Source organism: Marinobacter sp., from assembly GCF_048266785.1.
In the GTDB taxonomy this organism is placed as follows: Bacteria; Pseudomonadota; Gammaproteobacteria; order Pseudomonadales; family Oleiphilaceae; genus Marinobacter.
Window position 1 is genome coordinate 114,721 of record NZ_JBLWYX010000007.1, and the last position, 17,479, is coordinate 132,199.

General features: G+C 55.2%; 15 protein-coding genes and 1 pseudogene. 8 read left to right on the top strand and 8 right to left on the bottom strand.

Annotated elements, in window-relative coordinates:
• Window positions 1–97: 97 nt before the first annotated feature.
• The 3 genes from ACN0V1_RS11955 to ACN0V1_RS11965 form a co-directional block, all read right to left on the bottom strand.
• Window positions 98–1,549: a sigma-54 dependent transcriptional regulator gene (locus tag ACN0V1_RS11955; protein WP_417545214.1), complete on the bottom strand. Its 1,452-nt coding sequence runs from the start codon at window positions 1,547–1,549 to the stop codon at window positions 98–100.
• Between the two features lie 70 nt (window positions 1,550–1,619).
• Entirely contained in the window at window positions 1,620–1,907 is a 288-nt protein-coding gene (locus tag ACN0V1_RS11960) for an SOS cell division inhibitor (RefSeq protein WP_417545215.1), read from the bottom strand.
• A 156-nt stretch (window positions 1,908–2,063) separates the two neighbouring features.
• Window positions 2,064–3,317, bottom strand: a complete 1,254-nt coding sequence (locus ACN0V1_RS11965; RefSeq protein ID WP_417545216.1) for a DUF1329 domain-containing protein — start codon at window positions 3,315–3,317, stop codon at window positions 2,064–2,066.
• Window positions 3,318–3,641: 324 nt separating this feature from the next.
• Between ACN0V1_RS11965 and ACN0V1_RS11970 the strand changes: the two genes are divergently transcribed.
• Together ACN0V1_RS11970 and ACN0V1_RS11975 are read left to right on the top strand one after the other, a co-directional pair.
• The gene (locus ACN0V1_RS11970) at window positions 3,642–4,148 is read left to right on the top strand and encodes a DUF6586 family protein (protein ID WP_417545217.1); all 507 of its coding nucleotides are present in this window, start codon (window positions 3,642–3,644) and stop codon (window positions 4,146–4,148) included.
• Between the two features lie 48 nt (window positions 4,149–4,196).
• Window positions 4,197–4,457: a hypothetical protein gene (locus ACN0V1_RS11975; RefSeq protein ID WP_417545218.1), complete on the top strand. Its 261-nt coding sequence runs from the start codon at window positions 4,197–4,199 to the stop codon at window positions 4,455–4,457.
• Between the two features lie 9 nt (window positions 4,458–4,466).
• Here ACN0V1_RS11975 and ACN0V1_RS11980 read toward each other — a convergent pair whose 3' ends face one another.
• Window positions 4,467–4,976, bottom strand: a complete 510-nt coding sequence (locus ACN0V1_RS11980) for a cell division inhibitor SulA (protein WP_417545219.1) — start codon at window positions 4,974–4,976, stop codon at window positions 4,467–4,469.
• A 43-nt stretch (window positions 4,977–5,019) separates the two neighbouring features.
• Complete coding sequence (gene lexA / locus ACN0V1_RS11985; RefSeq protein ID WP_291948538.1) at window positions 5,020–5,631, bottom strand: transcriptional repressor LexA; 612 nt, start codon at window positions 5,629–5,631, stop codon at window positions 5,020–5,022.
• 226 nt (window positions 5,632–5,857) lie between these two features.
• Here lexA and ACN0V1_RS11990 point away from each other — a divergent pair, with 226 nt between their 5' ends.
• The 3 genes from ACN0V1_RS11990 to ACN0V1_RS12000 are packed head-to-tail and all read left to right on the top strand — an operon-like array spanning window position 5,858 to window position 8,301.
• On the top strand, window positions 5,858–6,859 hold the full coding sequence (locus ACN0V1_RS11990) for an amidoligase family protein (protein WP_417545220.1): 1,002 nt from the start codon (window positions 5,858–5,860) through the stop codon (window positions 6,857–6,859).
• On the top strand, window positions 6,852–7,583 hold the full coding sequence (locus tag ACN0V1_RS11995; RefSeq protein WP_417545221.1) for a gamma-glutamyl-gamma-aminobutyrate hydrolase family protein: 732 nt from the start codon (window positions 6,852–6,854) through the stop codon (window positions 7,581–7,583). The genes ACN0V1_RS11990 and ACN0V1_RS11995 overlap by 8 nt, the downstream gene beginning before the upstream one ends.
• A gap of 31 nt (window positions 7,584–7,614) precedes the next feature.
• A complete protein-coding gene (locus ACN0V1_RS12000; protein WP_417545222.1) occupies window positions 7,615–8,301 on the top strand; it encodes an SIMPL domain-containing protein in 687 nt (228 codons plus the stop codon).
• A gap of 2 nt (window positions 8,302–8,303) precedes the next feature.
• Here ACN0V1_RS12000 and ACN0V1_RS12005 read toward each other — a convergent pair whose 3' ends face one another.
• A complete protein-coding gene (locus ACN0V1_RS12005) occupies window positions 8,304–12,029 on the bottom strand; it encodes a translocation/assembly module TamB domain-containing protein (protein ID WP_417545223.1) in 3,726 nt (1,241 codons plus the stop codon).
• Complete coding sequence (locus ACN0V1_RS12010) at window positions 12,026–13,780, bottom strand: autotransporter assembly complex protein TamA (RefSeq protein ID WP_417545224.1); 1,755 nt, start codon at window positions 13,778–13,780, stop codon at window positions 12,026–12,028. Before ACN0V1_RS12010 ends, ACN0V1_RS12005 begins: the two co-directional genes overlap by 4 nt.
• Window positions 13,781–13,955: 175 nt before the next feature.
• On the opposite strand from ACN0V1_RS12010, the gene ACN0V1_RS12015 reads away from it, so the two are divergent.
• From ACN0V1_RS12015 to ACN0V1_RS12025, 3 genes and pseudogenes are all read left to right on the top strand, one after another.
• Complete coding sequence (locus ACN0V1_RS12015; protein ID WP_417545225.1) at window positions 13,956–14,963, top strand: hypothetical protein; 1,008 nt, start codon at window positions 13,956–13,958, stop codon at window positions 14,961–14,963.
• Window positions 14,964–15,022: 59 nt separating this feature from the next.
• Window positions 15,023–16,200 (top strand): annotated as a pseudogene (locus ACN0V1_RS12020) (amidase family protein).
• 88 nt (window positions 16,201–16,288) lie between these two features.
• Window positions 16,289–16,960, top strand: a complete 672-nt coding sequence (locus ACN0V1_RS12025) for a hemerythrin domain-containing protein (protein ID WP_417545226.1) — start codon at window positions 16,289–16,291, stop codon at window positions 16,958–16,960.
• Between the two features lie 111 nt (window positions 16,961–17,071).
• On the opposite strand, the gene ACN0V1_RS12030 is transcribed toward ACN0V1_RS12025, so the two are convergent.
• Entirely contained in the window at window positions 17,072–17,290 is a 219-nt protein-coding gene (locus ACN0V1_RS12030) for a hypothetical protein (protein WP_291948507.1), read from the bottom strand.
• Between the last annotated feature and the right edge of the window lie 189 nt (window positions 17,291–17,479).

The window sequence follows — 17,479 nt, forward strand, 5'->3', positions numbered from 1 at the left end:
CCTTTTCAAAAAGTGTCGCTTGTCTGAGCAAAGCGAGTTGTGCGACGCTTTTTGAAAAGGACTACCCCACGACCGCGCCGCCACCCGGCTTGGTCAATCAGGACTCCTCCGACTCCTCCTCCCGAAGCCCATACTTTCGAACCTTCTCCACAAGCGTAGTCCGCCGAATCCGAAGCTTCTCCGCAGCCCGTGCAACCACCCCACCGGCCTCATCCAAAGCCTGCTGGATCAGCTGCTTCTCCAGATTCGACAAATAATCCTTCAGATCAATCCCGTTCACCGGCAACAAAGCCGGAGCATCCAGCCCCACCAAACCGGGAATACCAGACGGCATACCCGAATCCTCAACTGGCCGGTTCTCATCAAAATCATCCACATACCGAAACTTCTTCGGCAGCTCCTGCACCCCGATTACCGAGTAAGGATGCATAATCGCCAGCCGCTCCACCAGATTCGCCAGCTCGCGAACATTACCTGGCCAGTCGTGCCGGCACAGGCTCATGATCGCCGCCGAATTCATCCGTAAAGAACCGCGCTTCTCCTTCTCCATGCGAGAAATCAGCTCATTGATCAACAGCGGGATATCCTCAACCCTGTCCCGCAGAGACGGCACCTCAATAGGAAAAACATTCAGCCGGTAATAGAGATCTTCCCGGAAATCACCCGTCTCGATCATATCCTCGAGATGCTTATGGGTCGCTGCGATCACACGAACATCGGCAGACATCGTGCGGTTACTGCCAACCCGTTCAAACGTGCGCTCCTGTAAAACACGGAGTATTTTTACCTGCATGTTGAGCGGCATATCGCCGATTTCATCCAGGAACAGCGTACCGCCCTCTGCTAGCTCGAAACGCCCAACGCGAGCGGTAATCGCACCTGTGAAAGCGCCTTTTTCATGACCAAAAAGTTCACTCTCCAGCAGCTCTGCAGGTATGGCACCACAGTTGACGGGCACAAACGGCTTGTCGCGGCGTGAAGAATGGTAGTGCAGATTGCGCGCAACAACTTCTTTGCCAGTCCCGGACGGCCCTGTAATCAGAACGCTCACGTCCTTGTCTGCCACCTGCTCCATCAACTGACGAACTTGCTGAACTTTGCGACTTGTCCCCACCAGACTGCGGAACAGCTGCAAGCCTCGTTGCTGTCCACGCTCTGTTGAACGACGGAATTGGTCCACAAAAATCTGGGCGCGATAGAGCGAGTCCACAAACTTGGTGTAATTCATAGGCCATTCCATGCGCGCAATAATGCGAGCGGCATCCGGCTCCGCAAGGCCTTTGAGTTCTGGATTACCCACAATCAGGAAAGGAACACCCTGAACCGCCTTGCACACCGATTCGATCGTCCTTGCGACACCCGAATCCCCGCCATTTACCACTGCAACGGAAATATCCGCCAGGCTCTCTTCATCTCCGGATTCGAGGAGTGCCAGGGCATCATCACCTGCAACAACCTGCTCCTCGCCAATGAACTCCAGAATCGTCATCATGTCCCGGCGCTTCGATTCGTCCTCACTCAGCACCAGAACCTTGTTATTTTTCGACATTCACCAGAATCTCTTTGGGGATTTGTGCGGTATTTAAGACGGTAAAGCCGAAAGAGTCAATTTTATGACGCTATTTAGACCAAGGAGTTGAAATATTTTGATACGCCTTGGCAGCGCTACGGTTACGATTCACGCCTTTCAGCGCCTGCTCCGCTTGTGCCTTGGCTCGAGTGGCACCTTCGCCAGCTGCGTCCAAAAACTGACGCAATTCTTCAAGTCGGGTCCGGACCGGCTCCGGCGCAACTTGCCCAGCCTCCAGTGCGACTATCAGAGATTCTGTGCAAGGCTTTACCCGGACATTGAGGTTAACCAGACCGTCCCAGTCCTGATCGGCCAGAGCGCGACCGAGATCGGCCATTAGCTGATCGAAATTTGCCAGACCGGGCTGAAGTTGAGAACGGGAAGTATCTTGAGAGTCGGCTATGACGTTTTCTCCTTGCACAATAGGGATGAACAACGAACGACCAGGATCGAGGTGCCGACGATTGCCAGCACCTCACACCAATGCTTGCCATCAGCGGCGCGCAGCCCTTCTCGCAGAGGAAGCTGTAAACTCACTGCCGCGAAATCCGGGGTTAAAATCGTAGGCTGGAAAACCGTTGTCCAGGCCGTCAATATAGTAGCGCTTCGCCTTCAGGTCGTAAGTCATCTCCATGGTAGTCCAGAACACCGGCTCATTGTAATAGCTGATGTTATGGGCCTCGGAAACCCGCCATAAATTCCCGGCGTCGTCATACTCCTCGGACATCAGGATCTGCCAACTGTCTTCATCCACATAGAACACACGACGATCGTAGATGTGCCCGATGCCAGTGCGGCGCTTCGCCTCTACCACCCACACCCGATGCAACTCATAACGGGTGAGTTCCTGGTTGATGTGGCCTGCACGAATAACATCATCAGGCCGAACCGACCGGTCGTGTAACTTGTATGCGTTATAGGGAACAAAAACTTCACGCTTGCCTTGCAGAACCCAGTCATACTGATTCGGAGCGCCGTTATACATATCTTTCTGGTCAACCGAGCGCAAGGACGAAGAGTTTGGCAGATCCGTCTCGTAGGTCAGATTCGGAGAACGCCTCAGGCGCCGGGAGCCCGAATCATAACGCCAGGCCAGGCGGGGCGAGCGAACCTGATCAAGTGTTTCGTGAACAAGCGTGATGGTGCCCGCCAGCGCAGTGGGCGAAATCGTATCGGTCTTGAGGTAAAAAATCTTGTTATCAATATCAGCAAGCTCAGTGTCTCGCTTGCTGTAAGCAAAATAATAATCGTAATGATTGACTACCGGGTTGAAAGAGCCGTCCATTTGCGGCGTCGCGGACGCGCTGCGGAACGCCACCTCTTCACCGCGATAACGCAGAATGTGGTTCCAGATCACTTCAAGCCCGCTTTCCGGTATCGGGAACGGGCTCGTCATAATGGTGTCGCGCACACCATTTCCGTTGTCCAGCACTTCTGCACTCAGGGCATTCTCATAGTACCTGTCGTACACATGCTGGGGAAACGCGGCAGTGCGACGGGTCGGGTAAACCGGCATGAAAAAGTCCGGACCATACTGGGTCAGCATTTTAGTCGCGCCGTCCGAAAGACGGTCTTTGTAAAGATGCATATTGTCTGCAGTGATCACGAACAGCGCCTCATCCTGAGGAAAGGGATCGACCTCAATCTCGCCCTTGCGCCAGCTGACGGGCGGCTCGGTCAACCCACCAGTCCACTCGGGAATGCTGCCGGAAGCATTGCCTTTACGTTCAGCACCGACCGGAGTCAAATCCTGTTTCAGCCGTTCCGCTTGAACTATCGAGACTCCTGACAACGCATGCCACAATATGGCCCCGCATTTCCAACACCTCCAGACAATCCAGAAAACCCAAAATCAGGGGGTGCTTTTTCCCAAATTAAAACGCCCGTTTCAAGTGAATGTTTGTTTTTTATTGTCACTCAGGAGTTGGACGGAAGAGGTAAAGAAATCTTTGGGCTGAAATGCTATGATGGCAGATTAATTTAATTGGCTGGTTTCAGACTGGAATCCTCGGTTAAATCTCCGCAGCAGGGAGTTTTCAGAGGCTTCCCCAATGCACGACAGGCACTGTTAATGGCATCACAATGGTACTCGCTGGTCTCACAAAAGCTGTTTCTGGCAAAAACGCTTCTTGAAACACCGGAGCCGCCAGTTGATAGCAGCAATCCGGTTCATGCGCCTGTGCGGAAACTGCAGAAGGAAGCCGTTACCCAGGGCTCCATAGAGCTCCTGCTGAGAGCAAGGCGGCTCTTGCTGGTGATGATTGCCCGGTTTTACCAGAAGCGCTCAGAGGAGCCTTCGTCTGTGGCAGAACTTGCAAGCCTGATTGGTGAGCAAGCCCCTGAAACTGGCCAGCTAAGAGCTCTTGAGCAAGCAGCGGGAAGCTGGTGGAACTACCTCGACCAGCTCGAAAGCGCACAAAGCAGGCCACCGGCGGCACGGAAGACAGTTAATGCAGAGAACATCATTGCCGTATCTGCAGAGGCCGGGCCAGACCGCTCTGCCCAAGTGCTTGCGAAAACTTTGAACGCCATGAAAATGTTTGCCGACAACCTGGAAGAACAACACGGCGAGTGGTGATCACCCTGCGCCGTCACTTCCGGTTTTCAATACTAAAAGGTTAATGAAATGTCACCATCGTTTTTCGAGATTGTACAATTAAGCAACGGCGACTACGCCCTGCGGCGCATCGACGATGACAGTGAGCCACTGGTCAGAATTTCGTTTTCAACCGAAGCCCGTGAGATGATGGAAGATCGGGATATGTCTGTCGCCAAGGCGATGATTGCTGCAGGAATAGAAGTGGCTGGAAGCGTTACTCACGATATTGACTGGGACGATGACGAGCTGGACGTTTCAGACGCTCAGCCCGCTTACACTTTGCACTAAAAGCAATACTCAACGCTGCCTGAGCACGACGCCGTGGCTATTGCCTTCAGCCGCTGCCTTCTGCAGGGAATCAAAGGCTGCCTTACCCAGTTTACGTGTCCACATAACCACCGCATGACAGGTACCTGCGCTCAAAGCTCTTTCCGCGAGCTGACGAGCCGGGTATTCTGCGGTGGAGCGCAAAACCAGAAGCTCTCCCGCAACAATACCGTGCATTTTTTGCCATTTGCTCACCAGCGCCTGGGGAGGATCAATCCATGCCAGCCAGCGCTTTTCCTGATTCAGCTGCGTCAGCATCGGTAGCAATAACTGAAAGTTTTCCACCTGGCCTTCTGGCAGAATGATTTCCGTAACGTTGCCAGCCGGGGCGGTATCCGCAACATCCGGTTTCGGCCGGGCTCGAATGACGGTGCGCTGTTTCCGGGTGGTGTACTCCGGCGCCGGGTTAGGTAGAGAAGGTGAGCAAGGCAACATACCTTGCTGCCACGCCATGTTCTGATTGAAGCTAAGTTGTTCCATAATTCACCCGTTTTGCAATGCGTCTGTGGTTATACCAGCCTGATCAATGCAGATCAGAGCGCCGGATGACACCTACACCCAACCCTTCAATGAACAGTTCCTGCTCTTTGAGGTCGACTTCTATTGGCGCAAACTCTTCATTTTCGGCCATCAGGTAAACCTTCGAACCTTCTTTCCGGAAGCGCTTGACCGTCACTTCGTCGCCCACTCGGGCAACGACAACCTGACCGTTACGAACATCCTGGGTGCTGTGAACTGCCAGAAGGTCGCCATCAAGAATGCCGATATCCTTCATGCTCATTCCCCTGACCCGAAGCAGGTAATCAGCTGAAGGCGAAAAGAACTCAGGTTTCAGCGTGCAATGATCCTCAATATGCTCTTGAGCCAGGATCGGACTGCCCGCCGCTACCTGACCAATGACCGGTAGCCCCGGATCTTCAGCAACTTCCGGAAGACGAATACCTCGGCTGGCGCCCGGCACCATCTCGATAGCGCCCTTCCGCGCCAGCGCACGCAGGTGCTCTTCAGCAGCGTTCGCCGAGCGAAACCCCAGCTCCGCTGCGATCTCCGCACGCGTCGGTGGGTAGCCGGTTTCATCCACGGATCGACGAATAATCTCCAGTACCTGAGTCTGTCTTGCTGTCAGCTTCATTATTGCGCTGCTCCGCTTGCTGCATGCAGTGCTTATACATGCTGGGCCCGATATCTGCCGGCGTTTACAGTGTGCCAGCCAGCCTGTTTGTTTATACAGTGTTTTGACTATATACAGTGTTTTATCCAGTGTAAAGTCAGGTGACCCATTTTCTTGCAACCCCTTAACAAAGGCGGTCACGCTAGTGTGATAAAGTAGAAACATCTAACACTTATCACCAGTGAGCCTTATGAACCAAGCCACCTCCTGCAAGATGCCAGACATACTCAATACCACTGCCGGGAAAGAGCGCCGTGTGGGCGTGGAAATAGAATTGTCAGGGCTGGGCTACGAGCAGCTTGTAAATCTGGCGGCAGAACTGCTTGGCGGAAAGGCAGTACTCGAGTCCCGCTACGTGAGCAGGTTGGAAACGCCCCTGGGAAGCTTCGTTATCGAACTGGATTCAGACCCCGTCAAGGAACTCGCGCTTGAGGATGAACGGCTGCCTCAGTCCATCCGGGAGCTCGGCGGGCAAGCGATGGAAGTTATAGATGCGGCAGCTGAACGCATTGTGCCGCTGGAAATTATCAGCCCACCGATGCGCTTCTCGCAGCTGGAGCATATAGAGGTTCTGGTCGACAGCTTGCGCAAAGCTGGCGCACTGGGTAGCAGAGACGCTATCTATTTCGCATTCGGTTTGCAGTTGAATCCAGAGCTGCCCGACCTCGAAACAGCAACCCTCATTCGCTACTACCAAGCGTTTGCAGCACTTTATGACTGGCTTAAAGCCCGACACCAGCTGGATATCAGCAGAAAATTCACAACGTATATTGAGCCCTGGAGCAGCCGTTACACAGACTTGCTCATGGCCGACGACTACGCACCGGATCAGCACCAGATGATGGTGGATTACCTGGATACCAACCCGACCCGGAATCGCGCTCTCGATCTGTTGCCGCTGTTTGCGCACCTGGACAAGCCACTTCTCGACCAGTATGTGGAAGATCCGCGCATCAAAAGCCGGCCCACACTGCATTATCGGCTGCCGGACTGTGATATCGACAACCCGGAATGGCACTTTTCGAGTGTATGGAATGATTGGGTCGTGGTAGAGCAGCTCGCAAACCACGCGGGCGATCTGGCTGAGCTTCGCGCCTTGTTCCGTGAAAGCCGAAAAATCAGCTTGCGAAACCTGACACACAGCTGGCAGGCAACTTCAGAAAAATGGCTGCGCAGCAAAGGCTATGTCTGAACAGCACCCTACTGATGACAACCTGCCTGGCCTGACAATTGGCATCAGCGGCCCGGCCCGTAAGCGCGTTGCGCAGCAACTGATCAGCTTTGGGCTCAGGCTCCAGGGCGCACGGCCCTATTACATCCGGCCCGGCAGCCGAGTGGATGTTTCGCTGTTGGACGGGTTGGTACTTTCGGGGGGCACCCATGTCCATCCCGAACGTTATGGCCAGGAACCTCAGGTCAGTGCCCGTTATGATCGGGCACGTGATACGACAGATCAGCTACTGCTTGAACAGGCGGAGACTATCGGAATTCCCGTGCTGGGCATCTGCAGGGGCGCACAGTTCATCAATGTGTTTCACGGTGGGTCCCTGTGCCAAAACGTCACCCCGCTCAGGGTGAATACCCGACACCGACCACTGTTGTTGCCAATGCAAACCGTTCGCCTAGTGAACACCAGCCTGCTGGGACAGCTTATGCGGGCTCCAGTCATTGGCGCCAACCGTATACATAGCCAGACCATAAAGCGCCTAGGAAAAAACCTTCAGGTGACTGCGGTAGATAATGACCTGTTCGTCCAGGCCATCGAAAGCACCCGGGGCCAGTGGCTTATGGGCCTGCAATGGCATCCCGAATACTTGCTCTATCACAGTGGCCACCGGCGAATTTTCCGCGAATTCGTTCAGGCAGCCCTGTCATTCAAATTGGCCCGGCTGGAGCCTGCATCCCGTCAAACCTGATGTTGAACCCGACTTCCGGGAGGAGATTTGTATGGTCAGAAAGAGCCGAAAAACCCACGCCCTGTGGGCATTACCACTGCTGGTACCTGGTTTGGCCATGGCCGGCGAAGTCACTCTCACCGGCGAGGGCAGCGTTCACTATGAGCCGGACAGTGCACGCCTGACGTTCACCGCCAGCGCGGAGCACGAGTTGCCCAGCAAAGCCACCGAGCAGGTGGCATCAATGATGGCGCAATGGCGCGAGGGGATCAGCGAATACATATCACAACTTAAGGATTACGCAGATGCGTCTGTGAATCTGTACAAACGCGCACTGCCTATGAAAACCCGGGAGGATGAGCCGGAAAAACGGGCGATCGCCTCACAGACCGTCAGCTTTACCATCACGGATCTGGCTCTGTTGAACCCGATCCTGCAGCAGGCCCAGGCACTCGGGCTAAACTACAATCTCGGGCCACATCAGTTTTTCCATTCACAGGAAACCCGTATGGAACGGGAAGCGCTGGCTTTGGCGCTCGCCGATGCAAAATCCCGTTGCGAGTTTGTTGCGCAGCAGATGAACCAGAGCTGCGGCGATGTGGTCACGCTCAACGTCAACGGCGGCCACCGGCCCATGCCGATGATGATGTCCGCTGAAGCACGAGGCGCCGACACCGTCTCAAGCGTTGGTGAGCGGGAAATCAACGCATCCGTGAACGCAACCTTTGAGCTGGACTGAACTCAGAAATCCCGGGTGTAAAAGATATCCAGAGAAGCTGCCAGTCCGCTGGCAGCTTCAAGGTAAAAGTACTTACCCAGATCGTAACGCAGCGCCACGGTGCTGATCGGCTCGAAGATACCCACTCCGTAGCGGATACTGAGATCCTCGCTCAGGTAACCGCTGGCTACAACCGATGTCTGGTCTCCGCTACCTTCAGCCTCCAGCGTTAACTCGCGGATACCAAAATCCTCGCCAATTTGACCCGTCACCTTATTAACCTGGGTCAGCCCCAGCGAAATGGCCGCACGGCCCATCTGCCCGTCATCAGCCTGCCCTCCTGGAGCACGACCAAGAATCACATAAGACAAAGCATCTGCCTGTGGCATATCCGGGCTGGAGAACACCTCAGTGGTGGGAGACTGAACCGGACCACTCAGGCGAATACCGGCGACAACCGTGTCCACCTGCCGGACAGCCTCAATATCCAGGTATGGCTGTACCAGACTGCCAACGAATAGCAGCCGGGCACGGCGCAATTCAAGTTCCTGCCCATAAGCCTCGTATTGACCCTTCACCAGCTGCAGGGTGCCCCGGGTATCCATGTCGTTACCGATCCTTAGGGTACCCTCCAGATCGCCCGTCACGCCGAACGCAACAAAACTCACCCGGTCCTCGCCTACAACAACCGTGACATCCATATCCAGAGACCGGATCAGAGGCTCCTCCTGCTCTACCCCAACGATCACTTCGTCTTCGGACACGGAAACAGCCTGCGCCGGCAGCCCTTTTATTTTAATATCACCACGAGGCACTTCGATTCGCCCCCCTACACTCAACTCACCTTCACGGAATGCGATGGTCAGATCTGGCGCTACCTCCAGTTGGGCGTATGGCTCGATGCTGAATGGCAGCCTGTCACCGGTAATGCGAATTTCTCCGCCTGGCGCATTCTGCCAGTCCAAGCGGCCACGAATCAGAGCCTCGCTACGAGCGTTGCTGCTGATCCGGCCACGAATATCCGCGGAATACCCGTCAAGCTCAACGCTGACGACCACTTCCTCCAGAGGCAAAGGTAAGCGAGGGTCCACTACCCGACCGTTGGTTAACGCGATCTCCCCACTCAGTGCTGGCTTCATCAAGGGTCCGGATATGCTACCTTCGCCGTTAACTTCCCCAGCCACCTCTTCAAGCCCGGTGAACAGGCCTGCCAAGGCAATATCAAGACCTTCCAGCTTGAACTTTCCCTCAACCGGGCGGCCTTCGGCCATCGGATCGAGCGTCATATCTACCGAGAGCTTGCCAAGCTCGGGGCCAGACAGCCGCACCGCGAGATCCGCCTGCTCAGGCTTGAGCTCCAGCTCTGTCGTCAAGGTCTCGTAACTCAGGGGTTCCCACTCGCCATCCAACAGGAGCTCAAACCGGCCCTCGCCGGCATCAAGGGCTATCCGGCCATCGGAGCCTTTACCGGTGGAAGTGAAATCAATTTCGCCACTGATGCTTGAGTTCCACCGTAACGTCTCTGGCAGAATCGGCGCCAAAGCAGCGGCAGGAAAATTGTCGATACGGTAGGCAATATTCGGCTCGGGCAGAAGGGTCTGGTCGTCGGCACAAACAGAGCTTTGTCGCCAGCGCCAACAGTGGGCCGCAAAACTGAGTTCGCCATTCTCTCTAAACGTTAGCTCGGCGGGAGATTCCAGCACCCAGTTTTGCTGCTGTCCGGGCACATCAATAAGGCCGCGCGTAACTTCACCTTGCCAGCTTGCCCAGGCTTCACCCGCAGATCCCTGGAAAACCAGCTGCACCCCCGCCTCTTCGTGCTGCGCATCAATAGCAATTTCGTGGTCGCCCTGGGTGCCCTGAGCATTGACGTTGAGCGAATCGAAATTTTGCCCTGCAACAGTAATACCTTTGCTCTGTAGTTCGCTACCAAGTCGGAATCCCGAATCCAGCCGGGCATCGAGGCTCAGCGACTCCACGACCAGAAGGTCCTGCCAACGCAACCTATCGGCATTCGCCGTCAATTCACCAAGGGGGTCATCGGGTGTTCCTCTCAGCGTGAGCTGCAGGTCAGCCTGTCCGCCCAGTCCCGGCAGAATCTCTTCCGGGTCGGGCAACTTGAGATCCAGGGTGGCCTGTAACGCCTTGCCCCATTTACCGCTGCCTTCGAGACGATTGTCTCCGATAACCAACTTCAGTTCAGGGACAACCCAATCACCGGTCAACGTATCAATCCGGCCCGCAATCACCGTAGGACTGGACCGCCACTGGCCCTCCAGGTCCCAGCTGGCCTGCATTGCCGGAACCGGCCCGTCAGTAAGTTCACCCTCTGAAGTCACTTGGCCACTGAGCTTGGCCTCAAGCACCGGCACCCAGTACCCAGGGTTGAAATCTTCGAGCTCAAGAGCCGCCTGCCAGCTCAGCGGACCGGAGAACCTCACGGCACCCTCACCCGAGAGAGAACCTGCGCCCGTTACCGCTGAAAGCTCTGTCATCCTGGCCTCTCCGGTATCGCCATCAATCACCGTAGACAACTCTGCGCTACCTTGGGGTCCGTCCACTTCGGCAGTCAGGTTGGCTTGATAGCGCCCTTCACGCCAGGATACATCGCCGTCCAGCTTGCGAATCGCAACGGGCGGCGCTTCCATTCCGGGCACCAGCGAATGCCATGGGAACTGTCGCAACTGCAACTCCGCCTCCGCACTCAGGCCATCCTGCCACTGCGTATTGCCGGTGACGACCAAGGTTTTGGGTGACGCGCCTGCCTTGCCTTTCTCTGCCTGATCCCTGGCGGAGAGCTTCAGCCGGATATCCCGGGCGCCGGTGGTTGTAATCAAGCCCGCAAGTGTCAGCTCAACCGGCCCTTCAGTGCCCGGCAGTGTGGCCTGCCCTTCGGTCCTGAATCCGTCTTGCAGGCTGCCCTTGGCCTCCACAAACCAGTTTTTCAGCACCAGGGTTTCCGGCACCGCTTCTGCAGCTTTGAACGTTTTAGAGGTAACTCGCAAGCGTGCTGGCAGGTTCGACGCCAGCGGTTCCACTTTACCGTCCAGCTCGGCGTCAAGATAACCACGGCTCTGGCCCGCAAGCGCCAGATCCCGAACGCTGCCTGAAAGCGCCAGATCCATTGTCCAGCTATCGCCATAGGGTGGCGGCAAAACAGCACTCACCTCAAGATTAACCGGCCAGTCCCGTCGCGTCTCCACGCGGCCAGACGCCACTACGGTATAATCGTCGAGCTGATAGTAGACCCGGTCAAGTTCCCAGTCGGTCCCGGAACCGCTCGCATCAAGCTCAAACCTGTCCCATACCTTGCTGCCATTGAAGGTGAATGTGCCCAACCTTACATCGGTGACTCTCAGCCCCAGTGGTAACTCAACCCCGGGCAGTCTGATATCCGCGGCCGGGCCTTGTTCTTCTGCAGACGGTTGTACGTTAACGTCCAATTGCTCCAGGTGCAGGGTCTCAAGGCAGAGCTGCAGATCAAAAAGACAGGACGGCGACCAGTCTATAAGCGGAGACTCAACCAACACGTCAACACCGTAACCTCGCCACTGCAGACGATCCGCCTGCCAGGTTCCAAACAGCGAGCCTTGATCGTTGGTTACTTCCAGCCCGGGTACCTGATCAATCACCCAGGCGGTTCCTGTTTCGGATCGCAGCGCCAGCAAGATCGCTGAGACCAGAACAACAGGCAAAAGTACGAGCAGCCCGAGAAGCAGCAGCAACCAGAACCGGATACGCTCCGTCATAACTCCGGCCCCATTGAAAAGTGGATCCGCCACTCGCCGCCAAGCTCGGTGTCCAGGCCTTTGGCGATGTCCAGGCGCAAAGGCCCAAGCGGGCTTATCCAACGAATACCGACGCCCACACCGGTGGCCAAGGGATCGAACAGATCGTTAACGGCGTTGCCGTGGTCTATAAACATTGCGGAACGCCATCTGTCAGCAAACTGGTACTGGTATTCCGCACTGCCCACCAAGGTGTATCGTCCGCCGACCGGAACACCATTGTCATTCTCCGGCGATAAAGACTGGTAGGCATAACCACGCACACTCTGGTCACCACCGGCAAAGAAACGCAGGGATGGCGGTACGTCTTCAAACCGGTTTGTCCCCACGCCGCCAATCTGAACGCGGGACAGGAAGCGGTGCCTGCCGCCAAGTGTGAACAGCCCCCTGGCAATGGCGTTCACATGCAGAATATCCACACTCGACAAAGCCGCCCTGTGAGAACCGCTTACATCAATCTGTAAACGGTAACCCTTGGAGGGATCCAACGGCGAATCAGCGTGTAGTTTGGAATAACCCACACCTGGAAGCAGCAGTGAACTTGTCCCTTTTTCATCATCACCAATATTGTAGCGCTCGCCATCCCAGCGTATTGACAACACCTGCAGCCAGCCACTGTCCAGCTGGTGCTGCCACTGCTGCCCAAACGTCAACTGCTCGGATTCAACGTTCTCGATATCTTCGCGCTGATAACCTGCCGTTAACCGGATCGCGTCTGTCATGGGTGGATCCAGCGGCAGTTCATACCAGGTACTGATGTTCTGCCTGGGCCCCGAAAGCTCTGTTTCAGCCCCGCGTTTGTGCCCCATCGGGTTGATCCAGTGCTCCCGCCAAGTACCCCGAAAACGCGGCCCGACATCCGTTGAAAAGCCGAGACCGGCGGCTAAAGACCGGGGATCTCTTCGGGTCAGGCCTATTCGCACCGGAATCACACCCTTTTCAGCGTTCCCCGGCACGGCGTCTATGTCCACCCCCGAGAAATAACCGCTGCCCAAGAGATCGCTGTTCAGCTTTGCAATTTCGTCCGCATGGTAGGGAATGCCCGGCTCAAAGGTCACGAACTCCTGAAGAAGGCTGTTTTCAAACCAGTGCCCTTCTTCAAACGTGACCTCTCCCAGCCGATAGCGATCACCGCTTTCAAACACCAGAACAATATTAGCGCTCAGCGCTTCCGGATCCACTTCGAGGGTGCGGGTAACAAGGCGACCGTCAAAGTATCCGCGGCGCCGTGCCCGGGTCTGAAGTGTGTTCCGAAGGTTGGTGTAGTCGCCATGGTTCAGAATATCGCCTTCTGCGGGGTGAACCGGCAGGTTATCTCTGAAGCGCGAGTCAGAGGCAGCAGGGCCGCGGATATCAACGGTTCGGGACTTGACCCGCACCGGATCACCCGGCGTAATTTCAAGAATCAGCTTGGCCGTTTTTTCTGTGTCAGCTTCTTCAACCTTCCAGTCCACGACCGGGCTGTAATAGCCCAGCGCCCGTAGTGCTTTGCTGGCCTGGCTGACAGCCGTCGAGGCATAACGACGAAGATTGTCAGCACTTCGGCCCTCCACCTCGCCAATGAATGCCTCGGCATTTTTTTGAAGCTCCGGGAAATCACCTTTTACACGGACCTCTACTTGCTCGGCCACGCTAAAGGATGACCACAAGAAAAGCAGCAGGCCCAGAAGCCGGATTCGGCCCGATTTCAAAATGTGATCAAATGGTTGCATCCGGTGGTTTCAGTGTTGGTCGTAATTGGAGGTGGTTGTCGCTCAAGCGTGAGAGTTTAATACCAGCCGGTCAAGTTAATCTGCGCCCCTGACAAGTCGTCGGCCTGGCCCAAATACGCTAACCTGTCGAAACATCTGCGACCGTTATTACACCACAGAGGACGGATACCAGCGAATGCTGAAAATTAACCGCGAGAACCTGAAGTCCAGCCACCAGCTCACCTGGTTCATTATCGACTTCCTGATGCTGGGGCTGCTCATCATCAACCTCGCCCTCATTATCTGGGACTCCATCTATAACTTCGTCGCTATCCAGAACGTGCTGAAAGAGCATCTTCCTGCATTTCAGACTGCCTATAACCCCATTCATGAAAACTTCATTCTGTACGACGCGATGTTCGTGGCGGTCTTCCTGTCAGAGTTTTTCGTGCGCTGGGGCTATGCAATCAGGGCCAAAGTGTACGACCGCTGGTACTTCTATCCCTTTATCCACTGGTATGATGTGATCGGGTGTATACCCGTTGGCAGCCTGCGGTTCTTGCGAATCTTGCGGGTTATTTCCATTGTGTACCGCCTGCATCAATACAAGATAATCGATGTTACCGGCACCGGGCTCTATCGTTTCGTAAACTTCTACTACGAAGCCTTTATGGAAGAACTGTCCGACCGTATCGTGGCCAAGGTCCTGAGCGGCGTGCAGCACGAAATAAAGCTGGGATCTCCTCTTTTTGAGAAAATCCAGAACGATATTCTGTACCCGCGACGAGAGATGTTGTCTGGATGGATCTCCCAGCGAGTCGCCCAGGCAGCAAAGGAAGGCTATGTCCCCAACCGTGGTGCACTGAGAAGTTATCTGGAAGACAGGGTTAATCACGCGCTGAAACAGAACGTGGAATTGTCGCGGCTGAATTACCTGCCCGTTGTGGGCTCAACCATTCAGGAGACTCTTGAAGATGCGGTGGGTGATATTGTTGCCAACGTTATTCAACAGATTCTGGAAGACCTGGCCTCTTCTTCAAACCATGCGTTTATCGAGGACATAGTAAACGCGTTTATACGCGGGCCAGGTGAACCAGATACCGATGAAAGGCGAAACGAGGCACTGATTGCCCTGATCATCGAAGTTATTGATGCCATTAAAGGCCAGGTGAAGGTAAAGCGTTGGCGTGAGCAGCTTCCATAGGCCTGCGGCCCGAGAGCACCGCTGGCCCGGAACTAATAAAAAAATCACAGAGACATCAAATGGACGAACTGCACTACCAGCCAGCCCATGAACTGCTGAAACAACTTGAAGCCGGCACCCTGACCAGCGAGCAGCTTGTTATCGCCCTGCTCGCGCGAATCCGAGAGCACAACCCGGCAGTTAATGCGATCGTTACCCTCGATGAAACGCGCGTACTTGAAGAGGCACTGGAGGCTGACCGAAAGCGTTCGTCCGGAACTGAAACAGGCCCCTTGCACGGCCTGCCCCTCACACTGAAAGATACCTGGGAAGTTGCCGGAATGACGTGCACCGCTGGTGCCAGCGCGCTGCGAGATTATAAGCCTGAGCGCCATGCGGACGTGGTGCAGCGCCTGGAAGATGCCGGTGCCATTATTCTGGGCAAAACCAACGTTCCGGTTTACGCCACCGACCTGCAAAGTTATAACAAACTGTTTGGCGTAACCAACAACCCCGCAATCCCGATCACACTCCAGGCGGCTCGTCCGGGGGCGCAGCAGCGGCGCTCGCGGCAGGCATGACACCGCTGGAGGTGGGCAGTGACCTGGCAGGCTCAATTCGTATTCCCGCGCACTTTTGCGGAGTTTTCGGGCATAAACCCTCACGAACGCTGGTGTCTTTTCGCGGCCACATTCCCGGGCCGCCGGGCACCCAATCACAACCGGATCTTGCAGAAGGTGGCCCTCTGGCCCGGAACGCCCGAGACCTGGAGCTCCTGTTAAAGGTCATTGCCGGACCAAAACCGGTTGATAGCCGATGCTGGCAACTGGAAATGGCGCCCTCACGCCTGGAAACCCTGAAACAGGCACGAGTCGGGCTATGGCTGGAAGACCCGTTGTGCCCGGTAGAAAGCGAGCTGACAGACGGTTACCGGGAACTGGGCAAGCAACTTGCGGATCAGGGCGCTCTTGTATCCCAAGCCAAGCATCCCCTTTTGGGCCCTGAACACACATTGCCTGCCTACTTTAACTTGCTGGGCAGCCTGCTGAGCACATTTCTCAAGCCGGCCCAGCGTCGTCAGTTGAAATGGATTGTCCGGCTGGAAAAATGGCTTGCGTTCTTCGGCCCCATGACACCATTCATCGGCGAGTATGGCCGCGGCGCAAACCAGCCAGCTTATCAGTGGATGGCCATGAGCGAGGCGCGGGAGAAGATGCGGGTCTGGCAGGGTTCAGGTTCCGAACGGATTCTGAAGTAACAAAAAACCTCAGCAATAGCTCTCATTCTCATTGCAATCCTTAAACATTCATCTATTATACTATTTAACAGTAGATGGGAGGTGTGCCATGAGATACCAAAGCGTTCTTGGAAACTGCAACGAAACCACCATTGGCAGCATGATCAAACAGTGCCCTGAAACATACACAGTGTTTCAGAGCTACAGCCTCAATGTGAGCACTGATCGCGACAAAACCGTGCAGGAGGCTGCAGCGCAAGCGGGAGTACCAGGAAAAACTCTGTGCAGGCAGCTCTTCGATGTATGTCTGGAGCACAAACCGCTGGAGGATATGGAAACAGACACGTTACTGGAACTCCTGCAGACGGAGTATGACGCCGCTCACCTTGAACAACTGCCGGCATTGCATCGGCTGGCCAGGAAAATCGAGGCCGTGCACCGGGCCAGCCCGGACGTACCCCAGGGAATTACTCGCGCGGTAAAGCAACTCGAGCAAACTCTGACCGATCACATCAAACGGGAAGAAGCCCATGTACTCTCCCGCATGAAGCACGATAAGCCCCCAATGCCGGAAACACCCATTGGCCAGATGAATGAAGAGCACGATGCTATCAAATTGCAACTTCGGGGGCTGAGAGAATTAACCAATCACTACAAAGCCCCGGAAGCCGCCTGTCGTTCCTGGCGCAGGCTGTATGATGAACTGAAAAGCCTGGACTTCAGTATATCGGAACAGATCTATCTCGAGCGCGATATCCTGTTCCCACGGTTTCAGTTCTGAGGTTCGACTCGCACAAAAACATTTTGTATCAATCAGATAGAATCGCTCCCGAATAGCGCTACCAACCTTGGTCGCGTTATTCGGAAGTTTCCGATGTCACCGTTTAACGGCTTATTCATTTCTTGAAATGTAAGACTTATAAACAATAAGCGAAGCGTTCAGGCTGTCTGCGTAAGCTGCGCCATACTGATTACCGCCAGATTCCGCCTCACGAAGCGCGGCGGTATACTGCCGAAAACCTTGCTGTGCAAATGCCAAGGCAGCGGGTACACCATCTCTACCTGCTACAAAGGCAAGACGTTCGCACTCTCTGGTTTCTGCGTCACTCATAATGCCCCTTGCGCGCGATCCGGTTCATTTCGATGGTTGATGCAACATAGCCAGCGTGCGCTTTTGTTCCACAATACCAACTCTGACCAAAAAATCATCAAAAACACCGCGGGTCTCACTTGCAGTGGTTTCCCGTATCCGGGTCGGTGATTGCGGGGGCTTGAACCTTCATCCTTGCATACCGGGAAT

Bases quoted from the DNA above. Each gene is read 5' to 3' on its own strand.
- ACN0V1_RS12015 (WP_417545225.1), top strand. From the start codon at position 13,956: ATGCTGAAAATTAACCGCGAGAACCTGAAGTCCAGCCACCAGCTCACC.
- ACN0V1_RS11975 (WP_417545218.1), top strand. From the start codon at position 4,197: ATGTCACCATCGTTTTTCGAGATTGTACAATTAAGCAACGGCGACTAC.
- ACN0V1_RS11995 (WP_417545221.1), top strand. From the start codon at position 6,852: ATGTCTGAACAGCACCCTACTGATGACAACCTGCCTGGCCTGACAATT.
- ACN0V1_RS11970 (WP_417545217.1), top strand. From the start codon at position 3,642: ATGGCATCACAATGGTACTCGCTGGTCTCACAAAAGCTGTTTCTGGCA.
- ACN0V1_RS12030 (WP_291948507.1), bottom strand. From the start codon at position 17,290: ATGAGTGACGCAGAAACCAGAGAGTGCGAACGTCTTGCCTTTGTAGCA.
- ACN0V1_RS11955 (WP_417545214.1), bottom strand. From the start codon at position 1,549: ATGTCGAAAAATAACAAGGTTCTGGTGCTGAGTGAGGACGAATCGAAG.
- ACN0V1_RS12010 (WP_417545224.1), bottom strand. From the start codon at position 13,780: ATGCAACCATTTGATCACATTTTGAAATCGGGCCGAATCCGGCTTCTG.
- ACN0V1_RS12025 (WP_417545226.1), top strand. From the start codon at position 16,289: ATGAGATACCAAAGCGTTCTTGGAAACTGCAACGAAACCACCATTGGC.
- ACN0V1_RS11990 (WP_417545220.1), top strand. From the start codon at position 5,858: ATGAACCAAGCCACCTCCTGCAAGATGCCAGACATACTCAATACCACT.
- ACN0V1_RS12000 (WP_417545222.1), top strand. From the start codon at position 7,615: ATGGTCAGAAAGAGCCGAAAAACCCACGCCCTGTGGGCATTACCACTG.
- ACN0V1_RS11960 (WP_417545215.1), bottom strand. From the start codon at position 1,907: ATGGCCGATCTCGGTCGCGCTCTGGCCGATCAGGACTGGGACGGTCTG.
- ACN0V1_RS11980 (WP_417545219.1), bottom strand. From the start codon at position 4,976: ATGGAACAACTTAGCTTCAATCAGAACATGGCGTGGCAGCAAGGTATG.
- ACN0V1_RS12005 (WP_417545223.1), bottom strand. From the start codon at position 12,029: ATGACGGAGCGTATCCGGTTCTGGTTGCTGCTGCTTCTCGGGCTGCTC.